Origin of the sequence: Salinarimonas soli (assembly GCF_008386575.1) — a bacterium.
Lineage (GTDB): Bacteria > Pseudomonadota > Alphaproteobacteria > Rhizobiales > Beijerinckiaceae > Salinarimonas_A > Salinarimonas_A soli.
The window spans coordinates 67229-80776 of record NZ_VUOA01000018.1 but is presented as its reverse complement, the minus strand read 5'-3'; the positions used below and the strand labels follow the sequence as shown (position 1 = coordinate 80776).

Here is a 13548-nt window from a genome sequence, read left to right as displayed (position 1 = left end):
GGCTCAGCCCTCCTGCTCGACGGAGTCGAAGCCCGCCCGCCACGTCGCGAAGCGCTGCGGGTCGTCCTTGATCTCGGGCTTGAGACACTTCTTGATCCCGGCGCGCCGGTCGGCCACGCCCTTCGCGAAGTCGGGGCTCTTCGGGTCGATCGTGGGCTCGGAGTCCTCGCCAGCGCCGCCACCGGCATCGCCGACCTGGGAGGCGTCGCCGGCATCCCCGGTCGCGCCGAACACGTCGTCGGTCCCGGTCTCGTCGTCGGGGTCGTCGTCCGGAACGGGCGCGGTCCCGCCCAGGGCGTCGAGCTTGCCGGAGAGCCCGCGCGGGGTGACGTCGCGGGCGCCCTCGGGGCCGGGCCGGCGGGTGTCGTCGATCTCGTCCTTCGCGTAGACCCCGAGCAGCACGTCGGGGAAGTGGCGCCGGCACCAGGCCCGGACGCTGTAGTAGTGGAGCTGCTGATCCGGATCGTTCTTCCACAGCGGCGAGTTCTTCGGCTGGATCGTGCCGAACGCGGGCGAGAGGTACGCCACGACCTCGCCCGGGCTGTCCGCGAGCTCGGCCCAGACCCGGCAGGTCCGCTTCTCGCCGAGGCCATCGTACTCGGTCTTGATCCGGCCCTTGATCGGGGCGCGCTGCAGGATCACGGCCTGGACGAGCTGCGCCTCGTAGGCGAGCCGGTCGTTGACCGAGTAGCTCTTGTTCGCCACCGCGTAGGGCGACATGCGCCATTCTAGCGCCTGGACGCAGACCGCGACGCAGGCGCCCGGGTTGCCCCGGAGGTGCTTGGGGACCGCGATCTGGGAGATCGCCATCAGCTTGGCGAACTCCATGACCTGGGACACGTCGGCGAAGGCGACGCCGCCGGCGGCGTCCGAGACCGCGATCTGCTTCGATGCGGCGGGATCGAGGCGCTCGGCGATGCGCTGCTCGGTCGCGGTGAGGGTGAGGGCGTGGGCCATCGGGGCTCCTATCGTCTGGCGTGGCGGGATCAACGGAACGAGGCGCGTACGTCCTCGAAGATGCGGACGCCTGGGATCGGCATGGCGCCCTTGTTGACCCGCACGTGGGCGCGGATCGCCTTCTCGATCTCGGCGCGGGGCAGGTAGGCGCGCAGCACCTCGAGCGGGATCGCGGCGAAGTCGGTGATCTCGAAGGTCCACTCGGTGCGCCCCGTGGCGAGCGTGCCCGAGGCGGTGCGGGTCCGGATCAGGTCGGCCGCGCCGGCCTGCGCAGCAGCGGTGGCCTGGGCGGCCTGGTCGGCGGCGACCTCGGCCCGGGCGTCGTGCTTCTCGGCCGTCTTGAGGCGGTTCGCTTCTTCTGCGCGGCGCGCAATCTCACGCTGGCGTTCGGCCTCCGCCTCGGCCCGGCGCGCCTCGGCCTCGCGGGCGGCGCGCTCCTCTGCCGCCTTCTTGCGGGCGTGATCGTCGGCGATGGCCTGGAACGTCTCGCGGATCTTCTCCAGGCGATCGGTGAACACGCCGAAGAACGCGTCGACCTCGCGTCCGGCCTGGAGGTGAGGCGCCTTCTCTGTGGTCCGCCTTGTGTCGATGCGGCGGACCAGGGCGCCGATGTCCTTGACCAGCGTGCCGATCGCGTCGAGGTCGGCCTCGGTCTTGATGGCGCGCGGGGCTGCGGTGGCGCGGGCCGCGACAGCCTCGACGTCCCGACGGACATCGGCATGGCGCTCCGCGAGGATCTCGGCATGGCCGAGCGGCGGGGGATTGTTGTGGCCAATCGTGGCCACGGCGACGGCAACGTTCATAGCGGGCGATCCTCAGGTCAGGCGGCGCGGGGGAAGCGGAGGACCCGGAACGACGTCGGCTCGACGGAGTAGCCGCGCCGGTGCTGCGTCTTCCAGGTGACGGTGGTCCCGCCGGCGAGGTGGCCGACGGCGTTGAGCCCGAGCTTTGCCTTGAACTCGGCCTCGATCTCGGAGCAGCGCTCCTCGGAGGCCTTGATCCCGGCCTTGAGCGCGGCGCGCTCCTGCAGGAGCACGGGCAGGTGGTTGTCGTCGGAGAGGTCGACCTCGGTGCCTTGGTCGGCCTGGAACATGCGCGCGATCGTTGCGCCGTCCCGGGCGTAGTCGGGGGAGGGCGCCTCGCCGCTCTCGACGAGGTCCCAGAACGCGCGGGTCGCGTCGCGGACCCGCTCGACGACGCCGGAGTGGACCGGCACGTCGACAACCTCGAGGTCAAGGCCGTGACCCACGACGAGGGCCGCGACGCAGGCCCAGTCCGCCCCGGTGAGGTAGGCCTCGACGATGGCCTGCACCGCGATCCAGAGCGGGGGCTCGACGATGCCGGTCTCGCCGTCGCGCCACTTCTGGCGGAAGATCATCGACTCGACCGATTTGACCTGGACGATGCCGCGGCCCCGCCTGGGGCAGGCCGCGAAGGCGTCGGGCGTGGCGCCGAGCCGTTCGGCCGGATCGCGGAAGTAGGCGCGGCCCGGCTCGAGGCTCCAGTCCGGGCGCTCCTCGGCGAGGAGCTGGAGCGCGACGGGCTCCAGGAGGCGGCCGCGGCGCATCGCCGGGCTCTCCTCGGCGTCCTCGTCGAGCTGGCCGGTCTTGCGGGCCCACAGCGAGTAGGGTGTCTCGTACTCGTGAACCCCGAGCAGCGCGCCGGCGACGCTCGCGGTGACGTCGGCCTGGCGCATCGCGAGCCACGAGGCGCGGTCGGTGACGGGATGGGCTTCGAACGGCATGGCTACTCCGCGGCGTCTGGGCGAGGGGAGGGCGGGACGGCCCGGCGAGCGGCGTCGCCGAGCGGGATCCAGGGATCGGCTTCGTCGTCGTTCGCAGCCTCGCCGAAGCGGCGGACCGGGCGGCCCCGGGTCGAGCGCAGGTGCAGCACCAGGACGGCGCCGATTAGGAGCGAGGCGACGAGGCCGGCGAGGGGCAGGGCGGTGCTCACCGGATCTCCTCCCAGAGCAGGGTGTCGATCAGCTCCAGGAACCCGGGGCGCGTGGTCTGGCGCGCCATCAGCGCAGCGGCTAGGACGGCTGAGAGCTGGGCGAAGCCGTCGCGCATCGGGACGTGGCGCCGGCCGAAGCCGGGGAGCGCGGGGGTGACGTAGACCGTCGCGACGATGCGCGGGGCGACCGTGCGGCGGGCGGGGCGGGCCCTCATGCTGCCGCCCTCCAGTCCGTCCAAGCCTTGTCCGGCGCGGAGCTGCTCACGGTGCAGACCAGCCCTCGGCCGAAGACTGTCGCGATCTCGATGCCGAGGATGACGAGCGGATCGCGCCAGCGCTTGAGCCACCGCTTCAGGTTGGCACGTGGAGCGAGCGGGCCGCCATCGGGGCAGTCCGCGTAGACCGCGTCGATGATCTCGTCGTAGCTGACGAGTGCTGGAGCCGCGGCGGCAAGCGCGACGACGATCCTGAACACGTCCTGCGGCAGGACCAGGGTTGCCCCGAAGCGTGAAAATGAGCAGGCGCCGTGGTCCGCAACGAGCACCTCGGCTGGGAAGCGCCGGCGGGAGTGGGCGGTTAGGATGACCATCACGCGGCCTCCTCGACACGGACCACGCCGGCCGCCACGAGGATGCGGTTCAGCTCCGAGCGGGCGAACGCGACGTCTCCGGAGAGAGCGCGGCAGGTCTGGTAGGCCGCCTCGGAACCCTCGCCGTACTGGCCGAGCAGGTGCGCGCGAACCGCATCGGCGCGAGCCTCCGCGCCGGCGAGCAGGGTGGAGAGGCGCTGCAGGTCCTCGGAAAGGGCGATGGAGAGCCGCGTCACGCCGCGATCCTCCGGGCGAGAGCCATGGCGGCGCGCTTCGTCGCGATCTGCTCGCGCCAGTACGCCACCATCATCTGGTTGCCCTTGGCCTTGCGGGCGTAGGCGGCGCGGTCCTGCTCGGCGTAGCGGGCCGCGGTCAGGTCGCCGGCGGCGCGGGCCTGGACGGCGCGGCGGAGCGCGGCCATCTCGCGCTCGACCTCGCCCAGGGCGAAGTCGAACTCGCGGATCGCAGCGTCACGGTAGATCGCGAGCTGGCGGGTGTCGGGATCGCGGGCGCTCTCGAAGAACACCGGCAGGTCGGACACGTCGGGGAAGGTGGTGGGCGGGCTCTGGAGGGGCATGTCGGCCATCCGTGTTCGGGATGTCCTCAGATTGTGTCAGCAAAATCTGATTGTCAATCTGTGTCTCAGCAAAATCTGATTAGAGCGTTGCGCCCGAAGCCTGTGGATAACTGTGGATAGAATTTTTCTCTCGACACACGCTATTCGAATCGGCAGCCTAGAACGAATGGAGAACAAATCGGGTGACCGATGGGACGCTTTTCAACGCGCAGCCGTTACGACGTTGGCCTAGCCGAGGTCGTCGAACTGGCGATCACGTGCGAGGACTGCGGGAAGGCGAGCACCTGGAACAGCCAGCGGATCCGCCACGAGTACGATCGCGGCTTCCGAACCGTCCCGCAGGTCTGGCAGCGGCTGTATTGCAGCTACTGCAAGAACCGCGAGCGCAGTCAGGGACGCAATATCCAGATCAAGCCGAAGCTAAGAAGCCGGGGGCGTATCAAACCGGAGAACGGACATGGGCAAGAGTGAGCGTAAGACCTACTTCGTCGTGCAGGCTTTCGTGGAGATCGACGACGTGGACCACCCGATCCCCGAGGAGCCGCGCGAGGCACCGTCGGCAGGCGCTGCCAAGAGCCTCGCTAAGGCGCTGGCTTTCGAGAAGGCCGGCGTGGTCGCGTTCTCGCGGACCGGGGATTTCGAGCTTGGGGAGTTCGAGGATGCCGTGATCCTGGAGAGCCACGGGCGCGTCCCGCACCTCGCGGACTTCTACGGCGACTAATTTTACGGACGGGCCGGGGCGTCTGGGGTGGGTGGCGCTATGTCAGCAGGCCGCTGAGATGGCGCCGGCGCGTTGATCGCGGGCTGCCCTTGTGCTCCCGGCGGCATGGGGATGGGAACAACAATGATGTTCGGCTGCGGTGGCACGCTCGGCGCATCAGCAGGCCGAGCGGCGAGGGCGGTCTGGATCGCCGTAAGTGCGGTGCTGATCGTAGCCGTCGTGTCCTGCCGTGCAGCGTAGACGAGTGCCAGGCTGCCGATCGTGCTGGTCGCCACCGTGCCAATGATGACGAGCGTGTTCGTCAGGATGAACACTCGCAACCCCGACACCTCCGCCTCAATCTTATCGAAGCGCTTGTCGTGCTCTGCGAGTTTCGCCCAGATGCGTTCCATATCTCCAGATGTGCCACCCGGCCCACTCGGCGGCAAGGGCGGCAGCTGACCGCTTCCAACCCCTGAACTGGCCGTGTTCCCACCAACAAGACTCAGCTTTGGACGATCGTTCATTTTGAGCTTACGATTTTGTGATTGTGCAGACGTACAAAGCCACAATTATCACAAGTAAGCATATAGACTTCAACTCGTCTTAATTCCACGCCGCTGGAACCTTCCTGTTTTTGCAGAAACGTGAGATTTACAACTTGAACATCGTCTGAGGAATTAGCCTGCAACTCGGCGGTCCAGGCATTCTCGTTGCAGAATGGGCAAGGATTGACGGAGCCGCGCGCTTCAAGCCAATTCAGAAGATCGTTCGTTGTTTTCATCGAGCGTCAGACCCCCAGCAGCTCGGAATACGGGATCACCCGATGGAGCGCCTTAACCCGATCCCGTTCGAACTCGATCTCTTTCGCCGGATTAAACTGGCTGACGACGATCCTCGTCGGGGTGCGCTTGACCAGGCGCTTGAGGAAGCCAGCGCCGGGCTCGCCGTCCTCCTCCGCTAGGAGCTCGACGATCACGTAATCGCCGATCTGAGGCGGCCGCACCGGGTCGACGTAGATCGATTCGCCCTCCTCGTACTTGGGTTCCATGCTCTGGCCGCGCACGTAGATCGAGTAGACCTTGTCCTTGCCCTCGAGGCTCCGGGGCCGGGGCACGTAGTCGTCGGTGTTGCCGTTGAACCGGAAATCGCCGTCGTCGCCGCCGTAGGCCGTGCCGAGGACTGGGACGTTGCGAGGGCCGCCCAGCTGCGGAAGTGGGGGCTGCTCGGCGGGGAAGCTGATGTTGGGGACGAGGTCGGCGCCAGAACCGGACGTCTGGTTCACTGGACGGGGATCGGCCTCTGCGGTTCGGCCGAGGAGGAAATCCTCAGTGGTACCTAGAGCCTGTGCCAGCTTGTCGAGGTTTGCCCCACGAACGTCGGCCTTATGGCCGCGGACGATGTCGTTGATGAACGCCAGATTTTTGAAGCCGCCACGCCGGGTCGCCTCGGCCTGCGTAAGGCCGCGTGTTGCAAGCAGGTGCTTCACTCGTTCCTGAAGGGAATTCATATCGGAATTATCTGAAGCTTGGCATCAGATGGATAGCCGGAAATTGCTGATTGACGTTCAGCAAAATCTGATGCTCACTAGTGGGCATGGAAGAGACCCTTCGTTCCCACTTCTTTGCGCTCCGCGACGCGTATTGCGGGGCGACGGGCGCATCTCCGAGCACCGTGGCGCAGGCCGCGTGCGGCGACTGGCGGTTCTTCGATCGCATCGGAGATCCCGAAAAGCCGGCCTCATTCCGAATCCGGACGTACGATGATGCTCGGCAGTGGTTCTCTGACCGCTGGCCCGACCGGGTGGAGTGGCCGACAGGGGTCGAACGTCCTGAGCCGCGGGCGAAGGGCGAGGCCGCTGGCAAGGCGGTCGCGTGATGCCGGCCCCCGACGTCACCGTCGACATCTTGTCGGGCCGGATCGAGCTGCGCTGCGCCGGCGTGATCCTGGAGGCACTCGACGCTGACGACGCGCGGCGGATCGGCGTCGAGCTGATCGAGAAGGCGGCGCTGCTGGACGCGGCGCGCACCGGGACGAGCGATCCCTACCTTTCGGCCGACCGCCTCGTGCCGCGCAACAGCGGGGAGCGCGCCTAGATGCCCGACTGCGACGACGCTCCCCCGCCCCGTGCGCCGCTCCAGCAGGTCCTGGCCGACGGCACGCGCCGGCACACGACCCACGACGGCTACCTCGACCTGCCGGCCGAGCCTCGGCTTCACGCCGATGCGGTTCGGATCAACGGCGTGCGCCACGAGCTCGACTCCGACGATCACCGGGAGGGCACCTCGTCATGACGTGGTGGGCCTGGCTCCTGGTCTGGGGTTCGTTCAACGCCGGCTTCGTCGCGGGCGGCCTGTGGTCGACACGACGCGTCCGGGTCGTGGTGCGCGAGCACTGCGATACCGTGGCTCGGCTGCACGGGGTGCGGCTATGAGCACCCGCGCTCAAATGGCAAGCGCACGGGCAGCCCTGCCAGGGGCCGATCCCGTGCGTACTGACACCGCGATGGTGCCCCCGTGCTGCCCAGCCCGCGGCTCCATCCTGATCCACACGGGGGCTTGAGATGAACGCTCTCACCCCCTCCGTCACGTCGGGCTCCTTTCCCAGCACGTCCTCGATGCACACAGCATCGAGGAGCGGCATGGGACAGTCACACCTAACGTCACGGCAACTGGACGACGCCGGGCGCACAGTTGTCGCCGAGCGGATCAACGCGTTCCTGCGGCAGCTCTACCCGCTCAAGACCGCCGAGGCCGTCGCGGCGGACACAGGGATCTCGGCCAACACGGTGGCGAAGTGGCTGGAGCGCGGCTCCGCGCCGAGCACCTGGGCGACGTTCCGGCTGATCGGCGCGTACGGCCCCGAGTTCGCCTGCGCCGTGATGGCGAACCCTCCCGCCTGGCTCGACCGGGCCGCGCGCGAGGAGGAGCAGCGCCGGTTGCGCACCGAGATCGCGGCGCTCGAGGCACGCCTCCGCGGGAGCGCGGCGCCATGAGCGGGCTCCGGCGAATCTTCTTCGCGTTCTGGGCCGCGGTGTTCCGCCGGCTCTCTGACGGCGAGCTGCAGGCCTCCAAGGGCCTCGAATGGCTCGCGGACTGGTGTGAGGAGCGGGCCCGACCGCCCGAGAGAGGAGAGCGAGATGCCGAAACGCGGAAGAGGTAAGAAGGCCGACCAGCCCGGGGTTGTGAAGTTCACGCCCAAGCAGCTCGTCGACGCGGTCGCCGATACGGTGCGCCTGCAGAACCAGCAGTCCGAGTACGGCGGCTTCGCGTCCCGGCAAAAGGCCGCGTTCTGCAAGAAGCACGGCTTCGACACGACCGTGTTCGGCTGGCTCGCGAAGCTGCGCAAGCTCGACGACGAGCTCAAGGCCCAGAGCCTCGTCGAGCAGTTCCTGCTCGGCGTCGAGGCGATGGGCATCGTGCGCCAGGGCGACCTGTTCTCCGAGGCCTCGAAGATCTCGGAGCGGATCCGCGCCCGGCTCGTCGAGGAGACCGACGAGGGCGAGCCCGACCCGACCGGCGACGAGGCGCTCGCCACGTTCCAGCGCCGGCTGGAGGAGAACGTCGACAAGGCTCCGACCCCGGAGCAGGTCGACGCTCAGACCGCGGAGCGGGCCCAGCGCCGTCGTCGGCGCGACGTCACCCAACCCGTCCTCGACGAGCTGCCCGAGGGCTCGCCCACGGCCGACATCCGGGCCGAGGTCGCGAAGGGCGACGCGAAGATCCGCGATCTGTGCGGCCGCAAGGCGCCGGGGCAGGACGCGGTCGAGGGCAACGACGTCTCCGGCGCCAGCGTCGCGTTCCCGGATCCGCCCGCCCGTCCCCAGCCGCCGGCCGGAGCCTGAGCATGTCCGAGTTGGGCCCCGTCACGATCCGGCTGGCCGGCGAGCCCAAGGGCAAGGGCCGGGCCCGCTCGACGTTGATCAAGCCGAAGGCGAAGCCCGCCTTCATCTCCACGTATCCCGATCCGGACACCGCGATGTACGAGAGCCACCTGAAGCTCGCCGCGCAGCGCGTCATGGAGGGCCGGCCGCTCCTGACCGGCCCGCTCCAGGTTAGCGTGTTCGCCTTCATGACGATCCCGGCGAGCTGGTCGAGGAAGCGCCAGGACATGGCGCGCCGCAACGAGCTGCGGCCCACGAAGAAGCCCGACTGGGACAACTTCGCGAAGATCCTCGACGCCCTCAACAAGGTGGTATGGGACGACGACGCTCAGATCGTCGACGGCTTCGTGCGCAAGTTCTTCTCGGACACGCCCGAGCTCGTCGTGACGGTCGAGCCCGCCCGGCTCCCCGTTCCTGGCGTCCAGGCTGCCGTCGCGCCCGCCGAACAGCTCCAGCTCGCGGTGGCGTCATGACCGAGCTCAAGCCCTACGATCCGAAGCGGTTCACCCGCCCCGTGCCGATCACCCGGCAATACGAGGTCCTGAAGCACTGGACCCCGCACGCGAAGCGATGGTGGTGCTACCTGGAAGGCATTTTCGCGAGCAGCCCGACCGCGATCTCGATGTGGTCGTGGTGGGACCTCGACGCGGCGTTCGAGGACATGGTGCCCGTGTTCCGGGACGTCGGCCGGCTCGCGAGGCGCCTCGGCGACAACGATGCGCGCGAGCTCCTTTCCACGCTGGCCGACCTCGGCGCGCATGCCGGCGCCGGGCGGCTGCGCAGCCTCATCAGCGAGCTCCAGGTCGAGGCGAGCCGGCTCAAGGCGGAGCAGGCCGAGCGAACGCGGGAGGCCGCGGAATGAAGCCGCAGCGCTCCGTCGACCTGTTCGCTCCGCTCCCGCCCTGGCCTTTCGGGGCGCTGCGCCCGCACGCCTACAACCTCATCGCGGCCGATGCCCCGTGGAAGTACGAGGCCTACAGCGAGCGTGGCGAAGCCAAGGGGGCGGGAGCGCAATACGAGTGCCTGGAGGCCGAGGAGATCGCGGCGCGCTTTCCCGTGCAGGACCTCGCCGAGCCGACATGTCTCCTGCTGTGCTGGGCGACGTGGCCGCTGATCGACCGCCAGCTCGCATGCGTGCGGGCCTGGGGCTTCGAGTTCAAGTCCATCTTCGTCTGGCAGAAGGTGTTCCCGAGCGGGAAGCCGGCGATCGGCACCGGGTATCGGGTCCGCTCGATGTGCGAGCCCGTCATCGTCGCGACCCGCGGGGATCCGCGCCACCGCGCCTTCCCAGGGTTCTTCGCCGGAATTCGGCGCGAGCACTCCCGCAAGCCCGAGGCCTTCTACGAGCTCGTGTCGAGGTGCTGCCCCGGCCTGCGCCGGCGCGCCGACCTGTTTGCCCGTCAATCCCGCGAGGGCTGGGACACGTGGGGCAATGAAGCCACCAAGTTCGACGAGGTCGCGTCATGACGGATCTCTGGATCAAGCCGGATCGCCCGGCCCGAGAACGTGCCGACCCGGTCGTCGTGACGCTGAGCGGCCCCGGGGCCGAAGCGCTCCGTCGTCTGGCCCGCCAGCTCGATTCGACGCCGCAGGAACTCGCCGAGATGATCATCTCCGAGGCGCTGGTCCTGAAGATCTCGCTCCACGCGCTCGCCGAGGCGCCGGCCCAGGGGAATGCGTGATGCGCTACCCCCCTGAGATCCTCGACGAGATCCGCGCCCGGCTCCCCGTCTCGACGCTCGTCGCGAAGCGGGTCCGGCTCAAGAAGGCCGGCCGCGAGTGGAAGGGGCTCTCGCCCTTCCAGGCCGAGAAGACGCCGTCGTTCTTCGTGAACGACCAGAAGGGCTTCTTCCACTGCTTCTCCTCAGGGCGCCACGGCGACGTGTTCGCCTGGGTCCAGGAGATCGAGGGCCTGACCTTCCCCGAGGCTGTGGAGCGGCTCGCCGCCCAAGCCGGGGTCGACCTGCCCAAGGAAAGCCCCAGGGCTGCCGCCGAGGCCCGCCGGCGCCGGGATCTCCACGACGTGCTCGCGCTCGCCGCCGCGTTCTTCGAGGGCGCCCTGAAGCGCCCCGAGGCCGCACCGGCGGCGGCGTTCCTGACCCGGCGGGGCCTGGCCTCGCACGAGGTCCTGACCCGGTTCCGGCTGGGCTACGCGCCGGCGGAGCGATACGCCCTTCGCGATCACCTCGCGGCGCAGGGCGTGCCGGTCGAGGACATGATCGAGGCGGGGCTCCTCGTCACGGGCGAGGACATCGCGGTGCCCTACGACCGGTTCCGCGACCGTGTCATGTTCCCGATCCGCGACGGGCAGGGCCGGGTGGTCTCGTTCGGCGGGCGGGCGGTTCGCCCCGAGGTGCAGCCGAAGTACCTCAACGGGCCGGAGACGCCGTTGTTCTCCAAGGGCGCGCTCCTGTTCAACCTGGACCGAGCCCGCGAGCCGGCGCACCGCTCCGGCGTGGTCCACGTCGTCGAGGGCTACACCGACGTGATCGGGCTCAACCGGGTCGGGATCCGCGACGCGGTCGCGACGCTCGGCACGGCGCTCACCGCGGATCACCTCGCGCTGCTCTGGCGCCTCGCCGACGAGCCCGTGCTCTGCTTCGATGGGGACGGCGCGGGGCGGCGCGCCACGTGGCGCGCGATCGACGTCGCGCTCCCGCTCCTCGCGCCGGGCAAGTCGCTGCGCTTCGCGGTTCTCCCCCCGGGCCAGGACCCCGACGACCTCGCCCGTGCGGGCGGGCGCCCCGCTGTGGACCAGGTCCTCGGCGCGGCCCGGCCCCTCGTCGACGTGCTCTGGGAGCGCGAGGCCTCGGCCCCGAGCGACACCCCGGAGCGGCGCGCCGCGCTGGAGCGCCGCGTCGAGGACCTCGTCGCCGGCATCTCGGATCGGGCGGTGCGGTTCCATTACGGGTCGGCGCTGCGCGCCAGGCTTCGCGACGCGTTCCGGCCGCCGGCGCGGGTCTACCCCTCTCCCGAGCGGGGAGGGGGGCGCGGCGGCGCGGCGCGGGCCGGGGCGGGGCCGCTCGCCTCGCCGGCGATGCTTGCCGTGCTGGCCGGGCTGAAGGCGCGCAGCGCCGCCGAGCCCGGATCGTTCGACGGTGACGAGGAGGCCTGCGCGTGACGGGCAACGTGGTCTCCATCACGCGCGACGGCGCCCCGCCGCACCCGGCCGCGAACGCGCAGCTCGAGGTGGAGCTCCTCGGCGCCGTGATCATGGCGCCCGAGGCCTTCGCCGCGGTCGCGCCCCTCGTCACGGCGGAGCACTTCTCGGAGCCCGTGAACGCGGAGGTCTACCAGGCGCTCGCCGGGATCTTCGCCGATCAGGTCCCGCTCACACCTGGCACGGTCGACCAGCGCCTCGGCGTCGCCCTTGCGGGCCGGGATCTCGGCGCCGGCGTCACGGTGCGCGACTTCGTGCGCATGCTGGCCGAGAACGGCGCCCGGGTCCCGGGCTCACCCGTGGAGCACGCCCGGGCGGTCTCGGCGCTCTGGGCGATCCGCCAGATCGGCGCGATCGGCACCGAGACGCTGCGCACCGACGGTTACGACCCACACCGGTTCCTCGGCGAGCTCCTCGACCGGGTCGACGGGGTCCGCGCCTCGCTGATCGGCCGGGAGCGCCGCACCGCGACGCTGGGCACCGTGGCGGATCAGATCGTCGATGGGCTCGCGGCCGCGCTCCGGGGCGAGCGGCCGCCCGTGATCAAGACGGGCCTCACCGCGCTCGACACCGCGCTGAAGGGCGGGCTCCACCCCTCGACCGTGATCGTCGGCGCGGGCCGGACCAGCATGGGCAAGTCCGTGCTCGGCACCGAATGGGCCGACGCCGCCTCCGAGCAGGACTACGCCACCGTGTACCACACCTTGGAGATGGACCAGGTCCAGGTCGGGGCGCGCATCCTGTCGAGCCGCCTGGAGCGGCGCGGGGTCCACATCCCGTACAGCGACCTGATGAGCGCCGACGACGTCGACCAGACCGGCGCGGAGCACGTCGCCGATCTCGCGGCGCGCCTCGCGGAGCGCCCGCTCCGCATCGAGGAGGGCGGGGGTGTCACGATCGCCGACATCGCGGCCTCCTCGGAGCGGCGGATGAACGAGCTCGTCCGGAAGGGCGCCAAGCCCGGCCTCGTCGTGATCGATCACGCGCACCTGGTCCGCGCCACGAGGCGCATGGAGAACCGTGTCGCGGAGATCACCGAGGTGTCGAACGGAAGCGTCGCGCTCGCGAAGCACCTCGGGTGCACCGTGCTGCTGCTCGCCCAGCTCAACCGCATGGTCGAGGGCCGCGACGACAAGCGCCCGACGCCGGCCGATCTGCGCGGCGCGGGCTCGCTGGAGGAGGACGCCGACGCGGTGCTCTTCCTCTACCGCCCGGCCTACTACGTCGAGCAGTCCGCGGCGTACCGGAAGGGCGAGACCGTCGCCCTCGACGAGTACGACGCGTGCAAGCACGACCTCGAGCTCATCGTCGGCAAGAATCGGCGGGGCGGTCGCAACGAGGTCATTCGGGCGTGGATCAGCCCGGCGCACAACGCGATCCGAAACTGGGACTGGAGGGGGTGACGGTGAGTGGTTCGCTCAAACGTGTCGAGCTTGCTGAGCTGCCGAAAGCAGCCAGCAGATACGTCTATGTGGTCGCGGAGCAGGCACATCCGATGCCGCTCAAGATCGGTGTGGCGCGTCACCCGCTCTGGCGCCTCCACGACCTTCAGAGCGGAAACCCGCGCAGACTTGAACTGCTGGCCGCCTGGGAGGTCGGGACGGATCGAGCATTCGCGATCGAGCGGCACGTCAAGGAGCAGCTCGCGGGCCGCAAGGTGCTCGGCGAGTGGTTTATGGCCGGCCTCTCCGAGGTCGAGGCTCTCATCGAAGGCTCGGGGATTTAGGAC

24 protein-coding genes are annotated in these 13548 nt (G+C 69.7%); 14 read left to right on the top strand and 10 right to left on the bottom strand.

Annotation, left to right across the window (positions count from 1 at the left end; translation table 11 throughout):
• Nucleotides 1-3 precede the first annotated feature (3 nt).
• Genes F0L46_RS08550 through F0L46_RS08515 form a run of 8 tightly spaced genes read right to left on the bottom strand, consistent with a single transcriptional unit; the run spans nt 4 to nt 4076 of the window.
• Nucleotides 4-957, bottom strand: coding sequence for a recombinase RecT (locus F0L46_RS08550; protein ID WP_149816673.1), 954 nt, complete (start codon nt 955-957; stop codon nt 4-6).
• 29 nt (nt 958-986) lie between these two features.
• A complete protein-coding gene (locus F0L46_RS08545) occupies nt 987-1760 on the bottom strand; it encodes a hypothetical protein (protein ID WP_149816672.1) in 774 nt (257 codons plus the stop codon).
• Between the two features lie 17 nt (nt 1761-1777).
• The gene (locus F0L46_RS08540; protein WP_149816671.1) at nt 1778-2701 is read right to left on the bottom strand and encodes a YqaJ viral recombinase family nuclease; all 924 of its coding nucleotides are present in this window, start codon (nt 2699-2701) and stop codon (nt 1778-1780) included.
• A gap of 2 nt (nt 2702-2703) precedes the next feature.
• A complete protein-coding gene (locus F0L46_RS08535; protein ID WP_149816670.1) occupies nt 2704-2910 on the bottom strand; it encodes a hypothetical protein in 207 nt (68 codons plus the stop codon).
• Nucleotides 2907-3125: a hypothetical protein gene (locus F0L46_RS08530; protein WP_149816669.1), complete on the bottom strand. Its 219-nt coding sequence runs from the start codon at nt 3123-3125 to the stop codon at nt 2907-2909. The genes F0L46_RS08535 and F0L46_RS08530 overlap by 4 nt, the downstream gene beginning before the upstream one ends.
• Nucleotides 3122-3499 (bottom strand): hypothetical protein, encoded by a 378-nt coding sequence (locus F0L46_RS08525; protein WP_149816668.1) that lies wholly within the window; start codon nt 3497-3499, stop codon nt 3122-3124. Before F0L46_RS08525 ends, F0L46_RS08530 begins: the two co-directional genes overlap by 4 nt.
• Nucleotides 3499-3735, bottom strand: coding sequence for a hypothetical protein (locus F0L46_RS08520; RefSeq protein ID WP_149816667.1), 237 nt, complete (start codon nt 3733-3735; stop codon nt 3499-3501). Before F0L46_RS08520 ends, F0L46_RS08525 begins: the two co-directional genes overlap by 1 nt.
• A complete protein-coding gene (locus F0L46_RS08515) occupies nt 3732-4076 on the bottom strand; it encodes a hypothetical protein (RefSeq protein ID WP_149816666.1) in 345 nt (114 codons plus the stop codon). Before F0L46_RS08515 ends, F0L46_RS08520 begins: the two co-directional genes overlap by 4 nt.
• A gap of 189 nt (nt 4077-4265) precedes the next feature.
• Here F0L46_RS08515 and F0L46_RS08510 point away from each other — a divergent pair, with 189 nt between their 5' ends.
• The gene (locus tag F0L46_RS08510; protein WP_149816665.1) at nt 4266-4547 is read left to right on the top strand and encodes a hypothetical protein; all 282 of its coding nucleotides are present in this window, start codon (nt 4266-4268) and stop codon (nt 4545-4547) included.
• The gene (locus F0L46_RS08505) at nt 4534-4797 is read left to right on the top strand and encodes a hypothetical protein (protein WP_188311897.1); all 264 of its coding nucleotides are present in this window, start codon (nt 4534-4536) and stop codon (nt 4795-4797) included. Before F0L46_RS08510 ends, F0L46_RS08505 begins: the two co-directional genes overlap by 14 nt.
• A gap of 2 nt (nt 4798-4799) precedes the next feature.
• On the opposite strand, the gene F0L46_RS08500 is transcribed toward F0L46_RS08505, so the two are convergent.
• Both F0L46_RS08500 and F0L46_RS08495 read right to left on the bottom strand, forming a co-directional pair.
• Complete coding sequence (locus tag F0L46_RS08500; protein WP_149816664.1) at nt 4800-5189, bottom strand: hypothetical protein; 390 nt, start codon at nt 5187-5189, stop codon at nt 4800-4802.
• A gap of 377 nt (nt 5190-5566) precedes the next feature.
• Complete coding sequence (locus tag F0L46_RS08495) at nt 5567-6286, bottom strand: XRE family transcriptional regulator (RefSeq protein WP_149816663.1); 720 nt, start codon at nt 6284-6286, stop codon at nt 5567-5569.
• 367 nt (nt 6287-6653) lie between these two features.
• On the opposite strand from F0L46_RS08495, the gene F0L46_RS08490 reads away from it, so the two are divergent.
• From F0L46_RS08490 to F0L46_RS08440, 12 genes are all read left to right on the top strand, one after another.
• A complete protein-coding gene (locus F0L46_RS08490; RefSeq protein WP_149816662.1) occupies nt 6654-6872 on the top strand; it encodes a hypothetical protein in 219 nt (72 codons plus the stop codon).
• Complete coding sequence (locus tag F0L46_RS08485; RefSeq protein WP_149816660.1) at nt 6873-7070, top strand: hypothetical protein; 198 nt, start codon at nt 6873-6875, stop codon at nt 7068-7070.
• The gene (locus F0L46_RS26090; RefSeq protein WP_188311896.1) at nt 7067-7210 is read left to right on the top strand and encodes a hypothetical protein; all 144 of its coding nucleotides are present in this window, start codon (nt 7067-7069) and stop codon (nt 7208-7210) included. Before F0L46_RS08485 ends, F0L46_RS26090 begins: the two co-directional genes overlap by 4 nt.
• Nucleotides 7211-7417: 207 nt before the next feature.
• Nucleotides 7418-7771 carry a hypothetical protein gene (locus F0L46_RS08480; RefSeq protein WP_149816659.1) on the top strand — a complete coding sequence of 118 codons (354 nt, stop codon included), beginning with the start codon at nt 7418-7420 and terminating at the stop codon, nt 7769-7771.
• 144 nt (nt 7772-7915) lie between these two features.
• The gene (locus F0L46_RS08475; protein WP_149816658.1) at nt 7916-8620 is read left to right on the top strand and encodes a hypothetical protein; all 705 of its coding nucleotides are present in this window, start codon (nt 7916-7918) and stop codon (nt 8618-8620) included.
• A 2-nt stretch (nt 8621-8622) separates the two neighbouring features.
• Nucleotides 8623-9132, top strand: coding sequence for a RusA family crossover junction endodeoxyribonuclease (locus tag F0L46_RS08470; protein WP_149816657.1), 510 nt, complete (start codon nt 8623-8625; stop codon nt 9130-9132).
• Nucleotides 9129-9521 carry a hypothetical protein gene (locus F0L46_RS08465; protein WP_149816656.1) on the top strand — a complete coding sequence of 131 codons (393 nt, stop codon included), beginning with the start codon at nt 9129-9131 and terminating at the stop codon, nt 9519-9521. The genes F0L46_RS08470 and F0L46_RS08465 overlap by 4 nt, the downstream gene beginning before the upstream one ends.
• On the top strand, nt 9518-10126 hold the full coding sequence (locus F0L46_RS08460; RefSeq protein ID WP_149816654.1) for an MT-A70 family methyltransferase: 609 nt from the start codon (nt 9518-9520) through the stop codon (nt 10124-10126). Before F0L46_RS08465 ends, F0L46_RS08460 begins: the two co-directional genes overlap by 4 nt.
• Nucleotides 10123-10341 carry a hypothetical protein gene (locus F0L46_RS08455; protein ID WP_149816653.1) on the top strand — a complete coding sequence of 73 codons (219 nt, stop codon included), beginning with the start codon at nt 10123-10125 and terminating at the stop codon, nt 10339-10341. Before F0L46_RS08460 ends, F0L46_RS08455 begins: the two co-directional genes overlap by 4 nt.
• Entirely contained in the window at nt 10341-11780 is a 1440-nt protein-coding gene (gene dnaG, locus F0L46_RS08450; RefSeq protein WP_149816652.1) for a DNA primase, read from the top strand. The genes F0L46_RS08455 and dnaG overlap by 1 nt, the downstream gene beginning before the upstream one ends.
• Nucleotides 11777-13222, top strand: a complete 1446-nt coding sequence (locus tag F0L46_RS08445; protein WP_149816650.1) for a replicative DNA helicase — start codon at nt 11777-11779, stop codon at nt 13220-13222. The genes dnaG and F0L46_RS08445 overlap by 4 nt, the downstream gene beginning before the upstream one ends.
• Nucleotides 13171-13545: a GIY-YIG nuclease family protein gene (locus F0L46_RS08440; RefSeq protein WP_149816649.1), complete on the top strand. Its 375-nt coding sequence runs from the start codon at nt 13171-13173 to the stop codon at nt 13543-13545. The genes F0L46_RS08445 and F0L46_RS08440 overlap by 52 nt, the downstream gene beginning before the upstream one ends.
• Nucleotides 13546-13548: the final 3 nt, after the last annotated feature.

Bases quoted from the DNA above. Each gene is read 5' to 3' on its own strand.
- F0L46_RS08480 (WP_149816659.1), top strand. From the start codon at position 7,418: ATGGGACAGTCACACCTAACGTCACGGCAACTGGACGACGCCGGGCGC.
- F0L46_RS08545 (WP_149816672.1), bottom strand. From the start codon at position 1,760: ATGAACGTTGCCGTCGCCGTGGCCACGATTGGCCACAACAATCCCCCG.
- F0L46_RS08530 (WP_149816669.1), bottom strand. From the start codon at position 3,125: ATGAGGGCCCGCCCCGCCCGCCGCACGGTCGCCCCGCGCATCGTCGCG.
- F0L46_RS08500 (WP_149816664.1), bottom strand. From the start codon at position 5,189: ATGGAACGCATCTGGGCGAAACTCGCAGAGCACGACAAGCGCTTCGAT.
- F0L46_RS08465 (WP_149816656.1), top strand. From the start codon at position 9,129: ATGACCGAGCTCAAGCCCTACGATCCGAAGCGGTTCACCCGCCCCGTG.
- F0L46_RS08550 (WP_149816673.1), bottom strand. From the start codon at position 957: ATGGCCCACGCCCTCACCCTCACCGCGACCGAGCAGCGCATCGCCGAG.
- F0L46_RS08540 (WP_149816671.1), bottom strand. From the start codon at position 2,701: ATGCCGTTCGAAGCCCATCCCGTCACCGACCGCGCCTCGTGGCTCGCG.
- F0L46_RS08460 (WP_149816654.1), top strand. From the start codon at position 9,518: ATGAAGCCGCAGCGCTCCGTCGACCTGTTCGCTCCGCTCCCGCCCTGG.
- F0L46_RS08495 (WP_149816663.1), bottom strand. From the start codon at position 6,286: ATGAATTCCCTTCAGGAACGAGTGAAGCACCTGCTTGCAACACGCGGC.
- F0L46_RS08470 (WP_149816657.1), top strand. From the start codon at position 8,623: ATGTCCGAGTTGGGCCCCGTCACGATCCGGCTGGCCGGCGAGCCCAAG.
- F0L46_RS08525 (WP_149816668.1), bottom strand. From the start codon at position 3,499: ATGGTCATCCTAACCGCCCACTCCCGCCGGCGCTTCCCAGCCGAGGTG.
- F0L46_RS26090 (WP_188311896.1), top strand. From the start codon at position 7,067: ATGACGTGGTGGGCCTGGCTCCTGGTCTGGGGTTCGTTCAACGCCGGC.
- F0L46_RS08515 (WP_149816666.1), bottom strand. From the start codon at position 4,076: ATGCCCCTCCAGAGCCCGCCCACCACCTTCCCCGACGTGTCCGACCTG.
- F0L46_RS08490 (WP_149816662.1), top strand. From the start codon at position 6,654: ATGCCGGCCCCCGACGTCACCGTCGACATCTTGTCGGGCCGGATCGAG.
- F0L46_RS08505 (WP_188311897.1), top strand. From the start codon at position 4,534: ATGGGCAAGAGTGAGCGTAAGACCTACTTCGTCGTGCAGGCTTTCGTG.
- F0L46_RS08510 (WP_149816665.1), top strand. From the start codon at position 4,266: ATGGGACGCTTTTCAACGCGCAGCCGTTACGACGTTGGCCTAGCCGAG.
- F0L46_RS08455 (WP_149816653.1), top strand. From the start codon at position 10,123: ATGACGGATCTCTGGATCAAGCCGGATCGCCCGGCCCGAGAACGTGCC.
- dnaG (WP_149816652.1), top strand. From the start codon at position 10,341: ATGCGCTACCCCCCTGAGATCCTCGACGAGATCCGCGCCCGGCTCCCC.
- F0L46_RS08475 (WP_149816658.1), top strand. From the start codon at position 7,916: ATGCCGAAACGCGGAAGAGGTAAGAAGGCCGACCAGCCCGGGGTTGTG.
- F0L46_RS08485 (WP_149816660.1), top strand. From the start codon at position 6,873: ATGCCCGACTGCGACGACGCTCCCCCGCCCCGTGCGCCGCTCCAGCAG.